The organism is Clostridium sardiniense (assembly GCF_016907995.1).
Lineage (GTDB): Bacteria > Bacillota > Clostridia > Clostridiales > Clostridiaceae > Clostridium > Clostridium sardiniense.
In genome coordinates this window covers 207305-226524 of record NZ_JAFBDA010000002.1, presented here as the reverse complement: position 1 = coordinate 226524, position 19220 = coordinate 207305, and the positions used below count along the sequence as shown (strand labels likewise).

At 29.1% G+C, this 19220-nt stretch carries 21 protein-coding genes; 1 reads left to right on the top strand and 20 read right to left on the bottom strand.

Translation table 11 applies throughout. From position 1 onward, the window contains the following. The 12 genes from dnaK to gpr all read right to left on the bottom strand — a co-directional run bounded on the left by dnaK (nucleotide 1) and on the right by gpr (nucleotide 12172). Nucleotides 1–1860 carry a molecular chaperone DnaK gene (gene dnaK, locus JOC62_RS03400; protein WP_204593761.1) on the bottom strand — a complete coding sequence of 620 codons (1860 nt, stop codon included), beginning with the start codon at nucleotides 1858–1860 and terminating at the stop codon, nucleotides 1–3. Between the two features lie 68 nt (nucleotides 1861–1928). After that, a complete protein-coding gene (gene grpE, locus JOC62_RS03395) occupies nucleotides 1929–2543 on the bottom strand; it encodes a nucleotide exchange factor GrpE (protein ID WP_423882971.1) in 615 nt (204 codons plus the stop codon). Between the two features lie 27 nt (nucleotides 2544–2570). Then, nucleotides 2571–3602 carry a heat-inducible transcriptional repressor HrcA gene (hrcA, locus tag JOC62_RS03390; RefSeq protein WP_204593759.1) on the bottom strand — a complete coding sequence of 344 codons (1032 nt, stop codon included), beginning with the start codon at nucleotides 3600–3602 and terminating at the stop codon, nucleotides 2571–2573. Nucleotides 3603–3775: 173 nt separating this feature from the next. Beyond that, a complete protein-coding gene (gene hemW, locus JOC62_RS03385; RefSeq protein WP_204593758.1) occupies nucleotides 3776–4900 on the bottom strand; it encodes a radical SAM family heme chaperone HemW in 1125 nt (374 codons plus the stop codon). Between the two features lie 88 nt (nucleotides 4901–4988). Next, nucleotides 4989–5429, bottom strand: coding sequence for a hypothetical protein (locus JOC62_RS03380; RefSeq protein WP_204593757.1), 441 nt, complete (start codon nucleotides 5427–5429; stop codon nucleotides 4989–4991). 147 nt (nucleotides 5430–5576) lie between these two features. Then, a complete protein-coding gene (locus JOC62_RS03375) occupies nucleotides 5577–5792 on the bottom strand; it encodes a hypothetical protein (protein ID WP_204593756.1) in 216 nt (71 codons plus the stop codon). Between the two features lie 288 nt (nucleotides 5793–6080). Beyond that, nucleotides 6081–6353: a hypothetical protein gene (locus JOC62_RS03370; RefSeq protein ID WP_204593755.1), complete on the bottom strand. Its 273-nt coding sequence runs from the start codon at nucleotides 6351–6353 to the stop codon at nucleotides 6081–6083. 120 nt (nucleotides 6354–6473) lie between these two features. After that, a complete protein-coding gene (gene lepA, locus JOC62_RS03365; protein ID WP_204593754.1) occupies nucleotides 6474–8279 on the bottom strand; it encodes a translation elongation factor 4 in 1806 nt (601 codons plus the stop codon). Nucleotides 8280–8414: 135 nt separating this feature from the next. Next, nucleotides 8415–8789, bottom strand: a complete 375-nt coding sequence (locus JOC62_RS03360) for a hypothetical protein (RefSeq protein ID WP_204593753.1) — start codon at nucleotides 8787–8789, stop codon at nucleotides 8415–8417. 63 nt (nucleotides 8790–8852) lie between these two features. After that, nucleotides 8853–9914, bottom strand: a complete 1062-nt coding sequence (locus tag JOC62_RS03355; RefSeq protein ID WP_204593752.1) for a stage II sporulation protein P — start codon at nucleotides 9912–9914, stop codon at nucleotides 8853–8855. 63 nt (nucleotides 9915–9977) lie between these two features. Then, on the bottom strand, nucleotides 9978–11042 hold the full coding sequence (locus JOC62_RS03350) for a stage II sporulation protein P (RefSeq protein WP_204593751.1): 1065 nt from the start codon (nucleotides 11040–11042) through the stop codon (nucleotides 9978–9980). A 155-nt stretch (nucleotides 11043–11197) separates the two neighbouring features. Continuing rightward, the gene (gpr, locus tag JOC62_RS03345) at nucleotides 11198–12172 is read right to left on the bottom strand and encodes a GPR endopeptidase (RefSeq protein WP_204593750.1); all 975 of its coding nucleotides are present in this window, start codon (nucleotides 12170–12172) and stop codon (nucleotides 11198–11200) included. Nucleotides 12173–12349: 177 nt separating this feature from the next. On the opposite strand from gpr, the gene rpsT reads away from it, so the two are divergent. Next, nucleotides 12350–12613 (top strand): 30S ribosomal protein S20, encoded by a 264-nt coding sequence (gene rpsT / locus JOC62_RS03340; RefSeq protein WP_204593749.1) that lies wholly within the window; start codon nucleotides 12350–12352, stop codon nucleotides 12611–12613. A 103-nt stretch (nucleotides 12614–12716) separates the two neighbouring features. Here rpsT and holA read toward each other — a convergent pair whose 3' ends face one another. From holA to spoIIAA, 8 genes are all read right to left on the bottom strand, one after another. After that, complete coding sequence (holA, locus tag JOC62_RS03335; RefSeq protein WP_204593748.1) at nucleotides 12717–13751, bottom strand: DNA polymerase III subunit delta; 1035 nt, start codon at nucleotides 13749–13751, stop codon at nucleotides 12717–12719. A gap of 23 nt (nucleotides 13752–13774) precedes the next feature. Beyond that, the gene (locus tag JOC62_RS03330) at nucleotides 13775–15469 is read right to left on the bottom strand and encodes a ComEC/Rec2 family competence protein (protein ID WP_204593747.1); all 1695 of its coding nucleotides are present in this window, start codon (nucleotides 15467–15469) and stop codon (nucleotides 13775–13777) included. Between the two features lie 51 nt (nucleotides 15470–15520). Further along, complete coding sequence (gene spoVAE, locus JOC62_RS03325) at nucleotides 15521–15874, bottom strand: stage V sporulation protein AE (protein ID WP_204593746.1); 354 nt, start codon at nucleotides 15872–15874, stop codon at nucleotides 15521–15523. Between the two features lie 20 nt (nucleotides 15875–15894). Continuing rightward, on the bottom strand, nucleotides 15895–16917 hold the full coding sequence (gene spoVAD / locus JOC62_RS03320; protein WP_204593745.1) for a stage V sporulation protein AD: 1023 nt from the start codon (nucleotides 16915–16917) through the stop codon (nucleotides 15895–15897). 20 nt (nucleotides 16918–16937) lie between these two features. Further along, nucleotides 16938–17396 carry a stage V sporulation protein AC gene (gene spoVAC / locus JOC62_RS03315; protein ID WP_204593831.1) on the bottom strand — a complete coding sequence of 153 codons (459 nt, stop codon included), beginning with the start codon at nucleotides 17394–17396 and terminating at the stop codon, nucleotides 16938–16940. 131 nt (nucleotides 17397–17527) lie between these two features. Then, nucleotides 17528–18283 (bottom strand): RNA polymerase sporulation sigma factor SigF, encoded by a 756-nt coding sequence (gene sigF, locus JOC62_RS03310; RefSeq protein WP_204593744.1) that lies wholly within the window; start codon nucleotides 18281–18283, stop codon nucleotides 17528–17530. Nucleotides 18284–18292: 9 nt separating this feature from the next. Next, the gene (gene spoIIAB / locus JOC62_RS03305; protein WP_204593743.1) at nucleotides 18293–18727 is read right to left on the bottom strand and encodes an anti-sigma F factor; all 435 of its coding nucleotides are present in this window, start codon (nucleotides 18725–18727) and stop codon (nucleotides 18293–18295) included. A gap of 13 nt (nucleotides 18728–18740) precedes the next feature. Continuing rightward, nucleotides 18741–19076 (bottom strand): anti-sigma F factor antagonist, encoded by a 336-nt coding sequence (gene spoIIAA / locus JOC62_RS03300; protein WP_204593742.1) that lies wholly within the window; start codon nucleotides 19074–19076, stop codon nucleotides 18741–18743. Nucleotides 19077–19220: the final 144 nt, after the last annotated feature.

Sequence of the window (19220 nt, the reverse complement as noted above, 5' to 3'; positions counted from 1 at the left end):
CTATTTATCGTCTTCTACTTTAAAATCTGCATCTACAACATTATCATCATGTGGTGCTTCATTAGTTCCTTGTGCTCCACCCATGTTGTTTGGATCGAATCCTTCAGCTCCTGGTTGTTGTGCTCCAGCTTCTTGGTATATCTTTGATGATATTGCATAGAATTCTTGAGTTAATTCTTCGATAGCTTTCTTGATACCTTCTATATCATCACCATCTTTGATCTTCTTAACTTCTTCTAACTTAGCTTGAACTTTTGCTTTATCATCAGCTGAAACCTTATCTCCAAGTTCTTCTAATGTCTTTTCAGTTTGGTATACAACTTGATCAGCATTATTCTTAACTTCTATTGATTCTTTTCTCTTCTTATCTTCTTCAGCGAACTTTTCAGCTTCTTTTACTGCATTTTCTACTTCGTCATCACTTAAGTTTGTTGAAGCAGTAATTGTAATATTAGCTTCCTTTCCTGTTCCTTTATCCATAGCTGATACTTTAACGATACCGTTAGCATCTATATCAAATGTAACTTCGATTTGAGGAATTCCTCTTGGTGCTGGTGCTATTCCTGATAATGTGAATCTTCCTAATGTCTTGTTATCAGCAGCCATTTGTCTTTCACCTTGAACTACGTGAATTTCAACTGATGTTTGACCATCTGCAGCTGTTGAGAATGTTTGACTCTTCTTAGCTGGGATTGTTGTATTTCTTTCTATAAGTGGAGTAGCAACTCCTCCTAAAGTTTCAATTCCAAGTGTTAATGGTGTAACATCTAATAATAATACATCTTTAACTTCTCCAGTTAATACACCTGCTTGAATAGCTGCACCAATTGCAACACATTCATCTGGATTTATTCCCTTTGAAGGCTCTTTTCCTGTAAAGTTTTTAACTGCTTCTTGAACAGCTGGTATTCTTGTTGATCCACCAACTAATAATATCTTATCTATATCATTTACTGAAATTCCAGCATCAGCAATTGCTTTCTTCATTGGTTCAATTGATCTTTGAACTAAGTCATGAGTTAATTCGTTGAATTTAGCTCTAGTTAAGTTCATATCTATATGTTTTGGACCAGTTGCATCAGCTGTGATGAATGGTAAGTTAATATTTGTTTGTGTTGATGATGATAATTCAATCTTAGCTTTTTCAGCAGCTTCTTTTAATCTTTGAAGTGCCATTTTATCTTGTCTTAAGTCGATTCCATTTTCAGCTTTGAATGTGTCTGCAATGTAATCCATGATCTTATTATCGAAGTCATCTCCACCAAGCTTTGTATCTCCGTTTGTTGATAATACTTCAAATACTCCATCACCAAGTTCTAAGATAGATACATCGAAAGTACCGCCACCTAAATCATATACTAATACTTTTTCTTCGTGATCTGCTTTTTCTAATCCATATGCTAAAGCTGCAGCTGTTGGTTCGTTTATTATTCTAAGTACTTCAAGTCCTGCTATTTTACCAGCATCTTTTGTTGCTTGTCTTTCAGCATCATTGAAGTAAGCTGGTACAGTTATAACTGCTTGAGTAACTTTTTCTCCTAAATAACTTTCAGCATCAGCTTTTAATTTTTGAAGTATCATTGCTGATATTTCTTGTGGTGTATATTCTTTCTCGTCAACCTTAACTTTATAATCAGTTCCCATATGTCTCTTTATTGAGATTATTGTTTTATCTGGATTAGTAATTGCCTGTCTTTTTGCAACTTGACCAACTAATCTTTCTCCATTTGCTTGGAATGAAACAACTGATGGAGTTGTTCTTGAACCTTCTGAGTTAGTTATAACAACTGGTTCTCCACCTTCCATAACTGCTACACATGAATTTGTAGTTCCTAAATCAATTCCTATTATTTTTGACATAATTTATTCCTCCTTAACGCAAGCCCTAGCTTACTATTAATTTCTATTTTATTTATGTTATTTTTATTTTAATTAGCTACTTTAACAACTGAATGTCTTATAACTTTATCTCCTCTTTTGTAACCTTTCATAAATACTTCAGCAACTGAATTATTATCAAGGTTCTCATCTTCAATATGCATTACTGCTTGATGAAGATTAGGATCAAATCCTTCTGATGTTGCTATTTCTTCAACTCCTAACTTTTCTAGAGCAGCTTGGAAGCCTTTAAGAGTCATCTCAACACCTTTTTTCATGTCTTCAACACTTCCATTAGCTTCGACAGCTCTTTCTAAGTTATCAAGATTTGGTACTATTTCTTTTAGTACATCTATACATGCATCTGTATAAATACCTTCTTTTTCTTTAGCTGTTCTTTTTCTGTAGTTTTCATATTCAGCTGTAACTCTTAGAAGTCTATCTTTTAAAGTCTCAAGTTCGTTAGTTAATTTTTTGTTTTCATCTTTAGTCTTTCTAAACATTTCTAACTCATCCTCTTCTTTTTTATTATCATTTTCCTGAGACTCTTCTACTACTTCCTCTTCTCCATTTACTGGCTCTTCCAAATTTTCTTTTATCTCTTCATCAACTATGATATTTTCATCATCTTTGATCTCATTTTCTAAATTTTCATTCTTATCTATCATTTCCTTATACACACCTCGTCTTCTTTAATTTTTAGACTGTCCTTTTAAAGTCTTATTCAATTCTTTCATGACCTGTGCCATTATTGCGATTACTTTTGAATAGTTAATTCTTCTAGGTCCTATCAATCCAATAGTCCCTTTTGCACTATCGCCTAGCGAGTATTCAGCTGATATAACACTACACTCTCTTGCTTCTGGAATATAATTCTCATCGCCTATTTTTATTGTTATATCATTTTCAGGTTCTATAAGTTCAACAACACAATCTTTATTATGAAGAAGTGATAATATCTCTTTTGCCTTTTCTATATCGTTGTACTCAGGGAAATTAAAAATATTTGTTGCACCCTCCATAAATACTCTAGATGTATCATCTTCTTTTAAGCATTGATATAATGCTGGGAGCATTGCATTAAATACTTCCTCATACCCATGTAAATCTACTTTTAAGTTATTTATAACCTCCAAGTTAATTTCATCTATTGAAAGATGTAATAGCCTTTTATTTAAAATAGTATTTATTTTATTTAATACTTCTATAGAAGGTACTTTATTAATTCTAATTATTTGATTCTTAATAAGTCCACCATCAGTAACAATTACTGCTAAAAGGCTTTTCTCATCAAGATTCATAACTTGGATAGATTTTAAATAGCTCATGCTCATAGAAGGTGTTTTTACAACACATGTAAGATGTGTTAATTCTGAAAGTAAAGCACTTGCATTTTTAACTATCTTATTAACTTCTAACATTGCTGAGTTTATAACATATTCTTTTATCTTTAAATCTTCTTCTTTACTTAAAAGTGGTTTTTCCATTAAACTATCTACATATAATCTATATCCTTTGCTTGATGGAATTCTTCCTGCAGAGGTATGAGGTTGTTCTAAATAACCCATATCTTCAAGATCTGCCATTTCATTTCTTATTGTTGCAGATCCAACTCCTAAGTCATGATTCTTTGCTATTGTTCTAGAACCTACTGGCTCTCCAGTTTTAATGTAATCATTGATAATAGCTTCTAATATTTTTATTTTTCTATCATCAATAACCATATCATCACCTCTACTTATTAGCACTCACTAATAACGAGTGCTAATGACTATATTTAAATAATATTCTCGTTGATTATTTTTGTCAACGAGAATTTTTACTTTTTAATATTAATTTATTTAATTTAATCCATATTATCTTTATTTTTCTTCAAATTACTTTTATTTTTTACTTTTTACAATATAAATTCACTCATAACGTAATTTGATAATTCTATACCTTTGTCAGTTAGATAAATATTATTATTTTCTTCTTTTAAAAGGCCCTTTTTTATATTTTCCTTAATTACCGCTCTATATACATCATATATATCTTTTTTAAACCTATTTTTGAAGTCATCTTTATTTATACCTTGGATCATTCTAAGTCCTAAAAACATAAACTCTTCCATATCTTCTTTTTCAGTATTTTTTACAACCTCTTCATATATATCTTTCCCGCTACATATTCTTTCGATATATTCTGTTATACTATCTATATTCTTTACTCTACTACCATTTATATATGAGCTAGATGATACTCCTACTCCTAAATATTCTTCACATTTCCAGTAAACTTTATTATGATAACATTCCATACCTTCTTTTGAATAATTAGATATTTCATATTGATGATATCCATTAAATTCTAATATATCTTTAGTTAATTTATACATTTGTCTTTCATCATCTTCTTTTGGAAGATTAAGAATACCGCTTTCACTCATATCATAGAAAGGTGTTCCTTCTTCAATGATTAGACTATAGCATGATATGTGCTCTGGATTTAACTTAATAATATCCTTTAAAGTTTCTTTATAATCAGAAATACTTTGATCTGGTAACCCAAACATAATGTCAATGTTTATATTTTCAAATCCAAACTTCCTAGCTCTATTGTAATTTTCACAAAATTCTTCTATTGTATGTATTCTTCCTATTTTTTTAAGCAGATTGTTACTAGTTGCCTGAAGTCCCATGCTTATTCTATTCATCCCACAATCTTTTATAATTCTAAGCTTACTCTCTGTTAATGTTCCTGGATTACATTCTATAGTTCTTTCTACATTTTTTATATAACTTAGGCAATTTAACTTATTTAATAACTTATATAGATTATCTTCATTTAAGTGTGATGGTGTTCCACCTCCAATAAATAAACTTTTAATAACTTTATCGCTACACTTTATATCTATCTCTTTGATTAAAGAATTTATATAATCATCTTCTAGACCTTCCTTTCCAGCATATGATGGAAAATCACAGTAAAAACATTTTTGCTTGCAAAATGGAATATGTACATATAATGCAATTTCTTTCATTTTAAATTCACCTTCTTCTTTTACTTTTAATTATTATAACAAAAAAGAAGACTCTAATCTTAATTTATTAGAATCTTCTTTAATAAATTTATAGTAACGCTTCTGCTTGCTCTTCAAGCAGCTTTAATTCTTTATTCTCAGTTTCTATTACAGAAAAATCGTGTATTTCTTTGAAATTATAGAAAAAGTTTGCAAATGCTATTTTCTGAGCCCTATTTATGTCAAGATCTACTGCTATTTTATCTAAATAATCTACCTCTAAATCTCCATAATTGCCATCTACTAAAGCTAGTCCAATTAATTCAAAATATATAATTCTTTTTATTCTTTCCTTACTTTTCTTTAAAACAGCTACTATATCATCATAAGATAATATCCCAATTTTATCTTTCTCTAATCCAAGTTCCTTTACATAACCTTCTATTAATCTCTTTTCTTCTCTAGCAACTTCATTATCTATGTTTGCAAATTGATCTAATAAATTTACAAATGATACTGCCTCTTCATTGTTAAGTTCTTTTAAAAACATCTAACACCCTCCATTTCTTTTGTTTATTATACATTAAAAAATGCCTTTTTTCACTCAACTTAATTAAACTTTAATTTTAAATTTATAAAAACTTATTTTCATCGTAAATTAAACTATTTAAGTTATAAGAGCAACTCCAAATATAATTTAAAAGACACCTGATACTTTATTTAACTTCTTATTATTTGCTTTATTTGCAAATTTTGCCGACCCTCTAGAATCAACTATAGCAAATACTACACATATTATTAAATCTAATACGTCAGTTCCTCCATGAATTATATGTACAGCTGTTCCAGTTAAAGCAGTGAATGACATAATAAAAACACTAGTTACAATTGCTGTTTTCAAATCATATACCAATACATGTAACCACTAACAAAAGAATTTCTCCTCCACTATCTGCAAGAACATCGCTGAAAGTGCTATTATATAGATCAATTGAATACTTTATAGATACGAAGTAATAGCTTTGTCAATTTACGTATCTATTACTATCCTATGTAAAAAAAAATTATTAACTAAAACATATCCTTCTAATTTTAAAAATAACATAAAACATAAAAAGCACTTACTAATAAAGTAAGCACTTTTTCAATAAATTTTTATACTATTATTTAAACTTTTAACTTTAACGCTTAAATTATCACTTTATTTCTTTTCTAATAAATCTATATTGTCTACATTATGCATTATAAGATTCTTCTGAACTCTATATATCCTTGTTTTGATTTCATTATTATCGAATAATATAATAAGTTCATTATTTAAGCCATTATTGTTAACATAGGTGTCTATACTACTTCCTTTTACACTTATAGGAATTATGTCTCCATTACATCTTCTAAGGGTTCCTGTTATGATCCCCTCTCTTCTTAATTTCTTACACTTTATTTTTGGATCTCTTCTACTTACTTCTATCACTTAATATACACCTCCATAATTTCTTATAGTAATGTATATGCAACATAAATAAATTAATTCTTACATCAAAATTTATAAAAAAGAAACTCTAATTTAATTAGAGTTTCTTAAAAACATTTATTAATCTACTTTTAAAATTGACATGAATGCTTCTTGTGGCACTTCAACTGATCCCACTTGTCTCATTCTCTTCTTACCTTCTTTTTGCTTTTCAAGAAGTTTTCTCTTTCTTGATATATCTCCACCATAACATTTAGCAAGTACGTCTTTTCTCATAGCTTTAACAGTTTCTCTTGCTATGATTTTAGCTCCTATTGCTGCTTGTATTGGCACTTCAAAAAGTTGTCTTGGAATAATTTCTTTAAGCTTTTCTGCTATTCCTCTGCCTTTATGATAAGCCCTTTCTTTTGGTACTATCATTGAAAGTGCATCTACTACATCTCCATTTAGAAGAATATCAAGCTTACAAAGATCCGCTCTTTCATATCCTTTAAATTCGTAATCCAATGATGCATAACCTCTTGTCTTTGATTTTAATGTATCAAAGAAATCATAAACTATTTCATTTAAAGGAATATCGTAGTTTATAACGGCTCTTGTCTCTTCCATATATTGCATATCAATATATGTTCCTCTTCTATCTTGGCAAAGTTCCATAACAGCTCCTACATATTCAGTTGGAGTTATTATAGAAGCTTTAACAACAGGTTCTTCCATATAATCAATTTCACTCATTTCTGGAAGATTTGTTGGATTTGTAATATCTAAAACTTCTCCATCAGTCTTTTTAATTTTGTATATAACAGATGGTGCTGTTGTAATTATATCTAGATTAAATTCTCTCTCTATTCTTTCTTGGATTATTTCCATATGTAACAATCCTAAGAACCCACATCTAAATCCAAATCCTAATGCAACTGAACTTTCTGGTTCAAAGTTTAATGCTGCATCATTTATTTGAAGTTTTTCTAATGCTTCTTTTAGCTCTTCATATTTTGCTCCATCCACTGGATAAATACCTGAATAAACCATTGGAATAGCTGGCTTATATCCTGGAAGTGCCTCTTTAGTTTCTCTTCCACTTTCAGTTATTGTATCCCCAACTCTAGCATCTTTTACATTTTTAATAGATGCTGTGATATACCCAACGTCACCTGCTCTTAGTTCATTTGTTGGTAAGAATCCTGGAGTAAATACTCCAACTTCTGTAACATCATAAACTTTATTAGTTGCCATAAACTTTATTTTAGTTCCTCTTTTTACTATACCATCTTTAACTCTTACATAACTTACAACACCTTTATAAGTATCATAGTATGAATCGAAAACTAAGGCCTTAAGAGGTGCATCCTCATCTCCACTTGGTGCTGGAATATCACGAACTACAGCTTCTAATACATCTTCTACATTTAACCCTGTCTTGGCTGATATCATTGGTGCTTCCTCAGCTGGAATACCAATTACATCTTCAATCTCTTGCTTTACTTCATCCGCTCTTGAAGATGGAAGGTCTATCTTATTTATAACAGGACTTATTTCCAAATCATTGTCTAATGCTAAATAACAATTTGCTAATGTTTGTGCTTGTATCCCTTGTGTTGCGTCAACAACTAATACTGCACCCTCGCATGCTGCTAAACTTCTTGATACTTCATATGTAAAATCTACATGTCCTGGAGTATCTATAAGATTTAATATATATTCTTCTCCGTTCTCTCTTCTATAGATAAGTCTTGCTGCTTGAGACTTAATTGTTATTCCTCTTTCTCTTTCAATTTCCATATTATCAAGTACTTGTTCTTCCATTTCTCTTTTAGTTAAAGTACCTGTAATTTCTAACAATCTATCTGCTAATGTTGATTTACCGTGGTCTATATGCGCTACTATTGAAAAATTTCTAATAAATTTTTGTCTATCATTTTTCATATATAAAACTGCCCTTCTATGTACAAAAGCAGTTATTTCACCCCCATATATTAAAGTCAAGCTAAATTATATCACACTTTGCATAGTAAGTGTCAATAATTTATAGGGTAATATAACTGCTATTTATTATTTATTTTAAGGCATTATTTTTTCAAATAAGGCCTCTATGTCATTAATTAAATTTACTGATATATTCTTAACTGCTAAAACCGCTTTTTTAATTCCACTTATTAGGTAAGATTCCTCTTTTATTTTTATTCTTTTATCATTTATAGTTACTAAATATTCCCCTTCATTTTCATTATTATAGATTTTAACATTTGAATTATCTTGAATAAAACTATTAAACTCTTCTCCAAACTCTGTATTAACTATCTTTTTATTATCATCAGTATTTCCTACTGGTGATAATGATTTAGTATTTATAATATTAATTTTTACTAGTCCAACACTAGCAAAGATTAAAAGAAAACTTGAAAATATTATTATTAAATACTTCTTCTTTTTCATAAAGTTTCACCTCTTTAAAAATTCCTATTTATAAAGATTTCCACTTTAAGTAAATTTATTCATTTATTCCCCATTTATATGTTCAGCAATTATTCTTGCAACATATTTACCTGATGTCATAGCTTCTTTTGATGTATTTATATTAGCTCCAACCTCTAAAAGTATTGAATTGCTAAATATATCTTGATTAAATGAATTTATTCCCCTATCGTATGTGTATGTCTTTCTTGCAAGTCCCGGATATAATTCGTTGGTTATTGTAGATAATTCTTTTTCTAACTTATCATTAGCTTTAAATTTGGAGCTGCTTCTTGAATTTACATACATTATTTTAGCCATACTCTCACCATTTATACTTGTTGTAAATAGATCCTTAGTTTTTTGAGTTGCTTTTTTTAGATCAACACCATCCCTATGAATGTCTATTACAAGTTTCAAAGTATCATTATATTTTTTCGCATATCCTTTTACAGTCTCTCTTGATCTATTATAACTATCATTATATGAAGTATCATGTATTGTCCTATCATGTATAACTGATATACCATACTTTTCCTCAAGTTCTTTTTCAATTACATTTCCAACGCCAACTACATTGTAATTTTGATCATTAGTTGACTTTTTTGATTCAGCATAATTTTCTCCTGAATGTGTATGATATATTAAAACTTCTGGCTTTGATTTATTAAGTTCCTTTTTAAGTTTTGGATTATATAAATTATTTTTTTCTTCCGCTGTATACTTTGATACTGCACCATCATTTAATTTAAATGGAGTGTACTCCTCTGCTTGGTCGTTTTTTGCTAATTTATCATTTAATTTAAACATCGGGATTTCACTATTTACTAACTTTGCCACACTAATATCTAAAAGCCCTAAGGCTTCTAATGCTATATTTTTTAGTGATAAATTATTTTCATAATATGCACCCTCATCATAAACTTGAGTTTCTATTAGGGGTATTGAAAAATTTAAGAGTTCTACATACGCAAGGCCACCTCTCTCATTGTTATTTTTCAATATATAGATACATCTTCCAAAAAATACAACTATGAAAATAAGTAAGATCATAATTCCTATATCCATGGAACCTGTTATTTTCTTCACTTTACTTTTTGATATCACATCTTATCCCCTCCCACTTTTAAATATATATGAGGGGATTTACATAATTATTCTTTTAGTAAATTATTTTTTCTTATTTATATATTCAGCTATTACTCTCGCAAGATATTTTGCCGTTGTCATAGATTCTTTTGATGTATTTATATTTGACCCTACTTCTATAAGAATTGAGTTGTTAAATATATCTTGATTAAGCAGATTTATTCCTCCATTCCATGTTTCAACATTTTTTATAAGACTAGGATACAAAGAATTAGTTATACTTACTAATTCTTTTTGCATTTTATCATTAGATTTAAATTTAGAGCTTCCTCTTGTATTTAAATACATTATTCTCGCCATATCTTCTCCATTTATATTAGCTGTAAAAGCTTCTTTTGTTCTACTTGTAGCTTTTTTACGATCTATACCGTCTCTATGGATATCAACTACCAATTTGAAGCTATCACCGTAATTTTTATAATATTTTTTTATAGTTTCTCTAGATCTATCATAACTATCATTATAAGAAACATCATGAGCTGTTTTATCATGTATAACTGATATACCATACTTTTCTTCAAGCTCTTTAGCTATTATACTTCCAACTCCAACTACATTAAGATTTGGATCATCACTAAAATTCTTACTCTCTGAATATCCTTCTCCTGTATGAGTATGATAAATTAGAACTTCTGGCTTCGATTTATTAAGATCCTTTTTAAGTTTTGGATTATATAGATTACTTTTTTCTTCTTCTGTATATTTTATTATTGCCCCTTGATTTAACTGAAAAGAATCATATCTTTCTACTTCATCTCTCTTTAATATCTTTTCATTTAATTTAAATATAGGCATTTCATTCTTTATTAATTTTTCTCCACTTATATCTGAAAGCCCAACTGCTTCTAACGCTATGTTTTTTAGAGATAGATTATTCTCATAATACGCTTCCCTATCATAAACCTGAGTCTCCACTAAAGGCAGTGAAAAATTTAAAAGCTCTACATATGCAAGTCCACCTCTCTCATTATTATTTTTCATTATATAAATACATCTTCCAAAGAATATAACTATAATTATAAGTAGTACTATAACTCCTATATCCATAGAACTATTTATTTTTCTTCCTTTAGTTTTTGATATCACCTATTATCCCCTCCTCATTTATAAATATATATGAGGGAATTTACATAGTTATTATATGTTTTTAATTAATGAATTTATCTATATATAAATAAAATAAAAAAGATCAGAATTTAATTCTAACCTTTTTTATTTCCATATTTAATCAATACCTGCTTTTAACTCATAAACTTATTTATATCTTCCATATCTAAGTTCGGCTGTACAGCTATATTTATTCCATTTGCAATTATTCTTGAAAGGGAGTCTATTACTAAATCAACTTCCTTTGGTGTAACCATTAAATCACCTATATATGGATTTAATAATTCTTTTATAAGTACACTCTTTTCATGCTTATCTATACTTTTTATCATATTATAGAATGCTGAATCTTTTTCAGACTTACTTATAAGCTCATCTATTACTAAATCTATACTATCATTTGCAATAGTTGCAGCATCAACTACTGTTGGTACTCCAATTGCTATAACTTTTACACCTAATGTTTCCTCATTTATTCTCATTCTATGATTTCCAACACCAGCTCCTGGTGATATTCCTGTATCACTTATTTGAATAGTTCTATTTACCCTTTCTATTCTTCTAGATGCTAATGCATCAATACATATAACTATATCCGGTTTTATTTTATCTACAAGAGCTTTTATAACATCTCCTGTTTCTATTCCTGTAATACCAAGTACTCCAGGTGCAATAGCGCAAACTGGTATTATTGAATCATCAATAGATTCTGGCATTACATCTTTTAAATGTCTTGTTACCATTATTTTTTCTACAACCTTAGGTCCAAGAGCATCTGGAGTAACCTTCCAGTTTCCAAGTCCAACTACAAGAGCTGTCTTATCTTGTTCAATATTTACTAAGGCTTTTAATGTCTTTCCTACCGCTTGAGAAACATCATCCATAATCTCTCCATCATATACTGTATACTCTGGAATATCCACGGTTATATAATTTCCTATTGGTTTTCCTAATTTTTTTGCTCCATCCTCATTTTTTATTGTTACTTTTGTAACTTTACTATCGTTTATTATATCTTCGTCTACAATAACCCCGTCAATGTCGTTTTTATGAGCCTTGGAATAGTCCTCCTTTGCTTCAATTGCAAGGTCTGTTCTAAAGTTTAACATACTCTCACCTCTTATTTTATTATGTATTCTAAATTATTTTTCCTCTTTGTTTAAATTTAATACTTGAATATAATAAACTTCAATGCTATAATATGGTTTGTTGAATGTAAACTCGTACGCAAATTCCCTGTGAATTCTGCTATGAGGCCCTATAAAATTTAGAGGGGGTGAAAAGTAATGGCAAATATAAAATCAGCTAAGAAAAGAATTAAAGTTACTGCAACAAAAACTTTAAACAATAGAATGGTTAAATCAGCTTTAAAAACTGCTATAAAGAAGTTAGAAGCTGCTATCGCTGCTAACAACGCTGAAGAAGCTAAAGCTTTATTCGTTAAAGCTACTAAGTCTTTAGACATGGCTGCTTCAAAAGGAGTTCTACACAAGAACATGGTTGCTAGAAAGAAATCAAGACTAGCTGCAAAGTTAAATGCTATGGCATAGTAACATAAACCGACCTTGACGGTCGGTTATTTACTTTTAGTGAATTTGATTAAGAATATCTTAATTACATAAAAATACCTCACCACTTATTGGTGAGGTATTTTTACTTTTTAACCATTGCAATATTTAAAAGGAATAATTCAAGCTCTGCTTTTTTATCTCCTGAACTACTCTTTAAATTTTTCTCTGTATTTATACAAAAAGTTAATATTTTTTCAAGCTGGCCTCTCGAAAATTTTTTACTTTGAAGAATTAACTTTTCAACAACAAATTGAGGTATTCTAAATTCTCCAATAAAGTCTTGTACATTCTTACCTTTTAATAACCCAATCTTTATATCATACAGTCTTTTAAATTGATTTTCTATGGTTGTAATTATAAGCATATGTTGATCAGCTTTAAATAAAAGTTCATTTAATATATCAAGTGCTCTTTCAATTTTTCTTTGTGATATTAAATCAACTAAATCAAATACATCGTCTTCGCTTTTATTTGGAATTAATAAATCAATATCTTTTTTACTTATATCTCTATTCCCTGTGTAATCAACAATTTTAGAAACTTCTTTTTTAGCTATATCTAAATTCATCGGAAGCTTTTCGCAAAGATACCTAAGTTCTATTTTATTTATACTCTTATTATTTTCTTTAAACATAGAGTCAACTCTTTTATAAAAACCATCTCTCTTTAGTTTATCTATCTGAACTACAGTAGTTATTTTATCCAACGCCACTATATTTTTATTTTTCTTTACAGTGTCTCTCTTATCACCAAAAACATGATATAAAACCAATATAGTATGTTCTGGCATATCTTTTAAGTATTCCTTAATACTATTATATAAAATCTTGCTTGAAGCATCTAACTTCTCTTTTAAAAATGCACATCTATAGACTATAACCACTTTCTTTTCGGCCATAAATGGAAGAGTCTCACATGCATTCATAATTTCATCAAAAGTACATTGAACTCCATCAAACTTAATAAAATTTAAATCTCTAAGTCCTTCATCAATATATGGATTTACTAAATTCCCTACTGCTTCTTTAATTAATTCTTCATCAGCACCACAAAAAACATATGAATTCTTAATTTTTTGATTTTTTATGTCCTTCTCTAATGTTTCATAATTTATCAAACTAATCACCTTTCAAATTTAATTTACTTTACTAATATATCATCACCTAATATAATAATCTCACTGGCTTCATTATCTTTGAAATTTATTATATCATATTTCACTTCCTTTTTATTCCCACCAGATACATTTAAATAATAATTACTTCCACTTACACTTAGAATATAATCTTTTCCTTCTTTTTCTAAGTAATAACTATCTGATATATTTATTTTCTTAAAATCTTTATATCCTTTTGAAGATGCAGTTTTACTTTTCAAATCATCCATATTAGCTTTTTTATCAGAAACTACTATCCTGTCCCCCTTATAAGATATTACTAATCCGCCCTCTTTTCTATAGGTTATCTTAGGATTTAAGCTATAGAAATTAATAGAAATAACCACTATATAAGCAATAGGTAATACTATAATTTTCTTAACTCCTCTTTTATATAGGTAATATGTAATTAATAAACTTATATAAAAGTAAGCATACTCCACAGTTATATTTAAAGTCTCTGGAACAAAGTTTATGAATATGTCTATTATATCATCTAAAATATTTATTATTATATTTAATATAAAACTTAAGAAATCAAATATCTCTTGAACCCCTATCGTAGCAATACATATAACGCCTATTATAAGAATTAAATTTATAATTGGAATCAAAATAATATTCCCCACTATAAACCCAATAGAAAACTCATTAAAAAATATTATAAGTAATGGAAGGGTAAATATCTGTGCTGCCAGTGATATACTTATTGTATCACATAAAAATTCTGGTATTTTATATAGCTTTCTTCTTATTTTTTTACTATATAGTAATATTCCTATAGTTGCACTAAAAGATAATAAAAATCCTATATTAAAAATACAGTATGGAGCCATAATAAATATTATTATAGCACTTATAGCTATACCTCCTATGGGATTATATTTTTTCTTTAATATAAAGCCTAAATTTGAGAATAAAAGCATTATAAATGCTCTAAGACTTGAAAAAGCTATTCCTGTCATAATTACATAAATAAATGTCATTACAAGAGATACCTTCTCATTTATAAGCTTCTTAAATATTATAAATATAATTCCTATATGAAGTCCAGATACGCTAAGTGCATGTATAACGCCAAATCTATTCATATATTCTTCATCTTCTTTATCTAATGTACTATCTCGTCCAAATACTATAGATGTAACTAGTGAAGCTTTTCGTATACCAATATTATCAGTTAGTATCTCTTTAAACTTCTCTTTAAGTTTAGCTAATTTAGTAAATATACTTTTATTATCAATCTTAAACTCTTTAATTTTAAATTCTCCAATTACACCTTTTTCTTTATCTATATCTCTTTTAAAGCTTCCTCTAGCTAATATTAAATCTCCCTCTCTACATCCTTTTAGGCTGCCTTTTAAAATAACCTTTCTTCCATTTACTTTACCTACTCCCCCATAGGAATAATTTCTTTCAACTCTTATGGTCTGATATTCACTAATATTAAAATTATAAAAATTGTTATTTATTAAGATTCCAATAATAAATACAAATGATATAAAAACTAAAAATTCCTTTCCTTCTTTTAAAAATACCCATAAAAATAAAAGGCTAACTAAAATAATAGCTAGCCATAAATCTCTATCAAAATATCTATAATATAAACTACTAATAAGTAGTGCTATAGCTATATATAAAATAGGTAATTTCACTTTGCCTATTTCAAATAACCTCATAACCTTACCACCTCATAGATGATTATTGACAGATAATTATTTTTTATACTTTTATTTGCTTTTTGGATTAAATATAATTGCCATTAAATATCCAAAGAAAATAGATGCTGTAATTCCAGCTGCTGCACCCTTTATTCCTCCACTAAATATTCCAATTAATCCAACTTCCCTTACCTCTTTTATTACTGAAACAGCGAGGGAGTTACCAAAACCTGGTAGTGGTATTGTAGCTCCAGCTCCAGCAAATTCAACAAGTTTATCATATATTCCAAATGCTCCAAGTATAGCACCTAAGGTAACAAATAAAACTAATATTCTAGCTGGTGTAAGTTTTGTTTTATCCATAAGTATTTGAGCTATAACGCATATAAGACCACCTACAATAAATGCTTTTACATAATCCATATGACTATATTCTCCTTTCTCTAATCCATTTCAATAGCAACCGCATGAGCTATTCCTGGAATACTTTCACCTTGAAGGGATGATGTAGTGCTCATAAGAGCTCCTGTAGAAATTACTAAAGCACTTTTTATTTCTCTTCTCATCATCTTCTTATATATATATCCAGCAGTTACGACAGCAGAACATCCACATCCGCTTCCACCTGAGTCAGTTCCTTGAACTTCATTATCAAATATAATATCACCGCAATCCACATGATTTTCTCTTATATCATAACCATATTCTAATATTAATTTATCAGAAATAGTTTTACCTACTTTCCCTAAATCTCCAGTTGTTATTACGTCATAACTTTTAGGAGTTCTTCCTGTATCTTTGAAATGCTTATATAAAGTATCTACTGCAGCTGGAGCCATTGCAGCTCCCATATTATTTGCATCCATTATTCCATAGTCTTTAACAACTCCTGTTGTAACATATGTAATCTTTGGAAATTGAGTCCCTTCTTTTCCAAGTATCATTGCTCCTGAACCTGTAACTGTCCATTGAGCTGTTTTACTTCTTTGAGATCCATACTCTAATGGAAATCTAAATTGTCTCTCAGCCGCACAAAAGTGTGATGAAGTCGATGCAACAACATTATTTGCAAATCCACCATCCATAATTAAAGCTGCAAGCCCTAAAGATTCAGCCATAGTAGAACAAGCACCATAAAGTCCAAAGAATGGTATATTAAGATCTCTTGCGGCAAAACCTGAAGATATTATTTGATTTAATAAATCTCCTGCAAACATATAATCTATATCAGTTTCTTTTAAGCTAGCTCTTTTTATAGCCTGGGTTATAGCTGTGTACATCATTTCACTCTCTGCCTTTTCATACGTTTCTTTTCCGCAAGTTTCATCGCTTAAAACTTCATCAAAATATTCTTTTAAAGGACCCTCGCCTTCCTTTGGACCTACTATTGAAAAAGCAGATATTATTCTTGGAGGATGCTCTAATTTTACTGTTTGACCTCCAACTTTCTTAATCTTTTTATCCATTCTAAATCCAACTCCTTACTTTAAAAAAACAAATCTTTTATGTAATAAATTAATCCTACAATTACAGAAGTTCCAATACCATAGACTAAAACTGGACCAGCTATTGTAAATATCTTTGCAGCAACTCCTAAAACAAAGCCTTCCTTTTTAAACTCTATAGCTGGTGCAACTACTGCATTTGCAAACCCTGTTATAGGTACTACTGTACCTGCACCACCATAATTTGCAATCTTATCATATATCCCTACACCTGTTAAAAGTGCCCCTAAAAATACCATTATTATTGCTGAAATACTTGCAACTTCTTCTTTTGGAAATCCAAGTTGCAAAAATATATTTGATATTAATTGTCCTATGTCACAAATTATTCCACCAACAAAAAATGCTCTAATGCAATTTCTTGTAAGTTGTGGTTTAGGCTCGCTTTCTTTGGAAAGAGTTTGGAACCTTTGTTTTACAGACTCTTCTTTAGTTTTCATTTTTTTCTTACTCAAAATTACAGCCCCTTTCTAAATTGATATAATTAGTATTTGTAAAAACTTAAATCTAACACTGGAAAATATACTCAATTTTTGAAAATAAAAAAGAAGGATTTAAAATCCTTCTTTTTTTATTCTTTTAATTTTTCTTTCATTTTTAATAGCACCTTTTTTTCTATTCTAGAAACTTGAACTTGGCTTATTCCAAGCATTTTGGCTACTTGAACTTGTGTCTTATCCTTAAAATACCTAAGCATTATAATTTGTCTAGACTTAACATCTAGTGTTCCTATAGCTTCTTTTAGTGCTATTCTGTCAATCATAGAAGTATCATCTTCTCCCTTTTGACTGAGTTTATCTATTAAGAGTACAGGAGCACCGTCATCTTGATGAATTGTATCATATAAATACTGCATACTAGATGATGCTTCAATAGCTATAACAATCTCTTCCTTATCTATTCCAGAGTATTCGGCTAACTCATCGATTGTAGGATCCCTATTAAGGGTTTTTGTAAGCTCTTCTTTGCAGTAATGAATTTTTCTAGCTAAAGTTTTAACATTACGGCTTACCTTAATCATTCCATCATCTCTTAAAAATCTTTTGATTTCTCCAATTATCATTGGAACTGCATATGTTGAAAACTTAACATTAAATGAATCATCAAAATTCTTTATAGCTTTAACTAGCCCAATTGAGCCTATTTGATATATATCTTCATATTCATATCCTCTATTTAAAAACTTTTTACTAATAGAAGATACTAATGGAAGATTCATTTCTATCAATCTATCTAAGGCTTTTTGATTACCACTTTTAGCTAAAGGTAAAAGCTCAGAATTATCATCATAATTAAATTCCTCTCTTTTATAATTCTCAATATTCATATTATTCCCCTAACCTAATTCAGTATCAAATTTTTTCTTTATAACCACCTTTGTCCCTTTTCCCTTTTCACTATATACTTCTAAACTATCCATAAAACTTTCCATAACAGTAAAGCCCATTCCTGATCTTTCAAGGTCAGGTCTTGATGTATATAATGGTTCTTTTGCTTTTTCTATATCTTCAATTCCTCTACCAAAGTCAGCTATAACTATCTCAATTTCATCTCCCTTTATAGATGCATCAATTCTAACCTTTCCATCCTCTCTATTCTCATATCCATGAATAATAGAGTTTGTTACTCCCTCAGATACTGCAGTTTTTACATCTGTTAATTCTTCTATTGTAGGATCTAACTGTGAAACAAAGGCTGCCACTGCTACTCTTGCAAAAGCCTCATTTTGAGATTTGCTTAAGAATTCAATACTTATTTTATTATCATACATGAAAACCCCTCCATTAAACGCACCTTACTGCCTCATCTACAGTATTAAATTTTTTTATAATTTTAAATAATCCTGATAATTCAAAAACTCTATTTACACTTTTATTAACATCTGCTACACAAATATTCCCACCGTTTGACAATACCTTTTTATATCTTCCTACAACTACTCCAATTCCTGAACTATCCATAAATGTTACGCCACTAAAATTTAATATAACTTTTCTTATGTTATCTCTTTCTATTCTATCATCAATCTTAACTCTAACCTCTTCTGCACTATGATGATCTAACTCTCCTATTAGATGAACAATTAAAGTCTCATCACTTTTTTCAAATTTAAGATACATATAAGCTACCCTAAAGTTTGCTTTAGAGTAATTCACCTCCTAATTTATATTTTTCACTCTATTTCTTCCATATTTTAACATATATTTATATTCAAAGTCAATTATATTAGCATTTTTTATGGAAATTTTTGTTATTAAATTAGT

Excerpts from the sequence above, each read along its gene's own strand:
- dnaK (WP_204593761.1), bottom strand. The coding sequence starts at position 1,860 with ATGTCAAAAATAATAGGAATTGATTTAGGAACTACAAATTCATGTGTA.
- hrcA (WP_204593759.1), bottom strand. The coding sequence starts at position 3,602 with ATGGTTATTGATGATAGAAAAATAAAAATATTAGAAGCTATTATCAAT.
- hemW (WP_204593758.1), bottom strand. The coding sequence starts at position 4,900 with ATGAAAGAAATTGCATTATATGTACATATTCCATTTTGCAAGCAAAAA.
- JOC62_RS03380 (WP_204593757.1), bottom strand. The coding sequence starts at position 5,429 with ATGTTTTTAAAAGAACTTAACAATGAAGAGGCAGTATCATTTGTAAAT.
- lepA (WP_204593754.1), bottom strand. The coding sequence starts at position 8,279 with ATGAAAAATGATAGACAAAAATTTATTAGAAATTTTTCAATAGTAGCG.
- JOC62_RS03360 (WP_204593753.1), bottom strand. The coding sequence starts at position 8,789 with ATGAAAAAGAAGAAGTATTTAATAATAATATTTTCAAGTTTTCTTTTA.
- gpr (WP_204593750.1), bottom strand. The coding sequence starts at position 12,172 with ATGTTAAACTTTAGAACAGACCTTGCAATTGAAGCAAAGGAGGACTAT.
- rpsT (WP_204593749.1), top strand. The coding sequence starts at position 12,350 with ATGGCAAATATAAAATCAGCTAAGAAAAGAATTAAAGTTACTGCAACA.
- JOC62_RS03330 (WP_204593747.1), bottom strand. The coding sequence starts at position 15,469 with ATGAGGTTATTTGAAATAGGCAAAGTGAAATTACCTATTTTATATATA.
- spoVAE (WP_204593746.1), bottom strand. The coding sequence starts at position 15,874 with ATGGATTATGTAAAAGCATTTATTGTAGGTGGTCTTATATGCGTTATA.
- spoVAD (WP_204593745.1), bottom strand. The coding sequence starts at position 16,917 with ATGGATAAAAAGATTAAGAAAGTTGGAGGTCAAACAGTAAAATTAGAG.
- spoVAC (WP_204593831.1), bottom strand. The coding sequence starts at position 17,396 with ATGAAAACTAAAGAAGAGTCTGTAAAACAAAGGTTCCAAACTCTTTCC.
- sigF (WP_204593744.1), bottom strand. The coding sequence starts at position 18,283 with ATGAATATTGAGAATTATAAAAGAGAGGAATTTAATTATGATGATAAT.
- spoIIAB (WP_204593743.1), bottom strand. The coding sequence starts at position 18,727 with ATGTATGATAATAAAATAAGTATTGAATTCTTAAGCAAATCTCAAAAT.
- spoIIAA (WP_204593742.1), bottom strand. The coding sequence starts at position 19,076 with ATGTATCTTAAATTTGAAAAAAGTGATGAGACTTTAATTGTTCATCTA.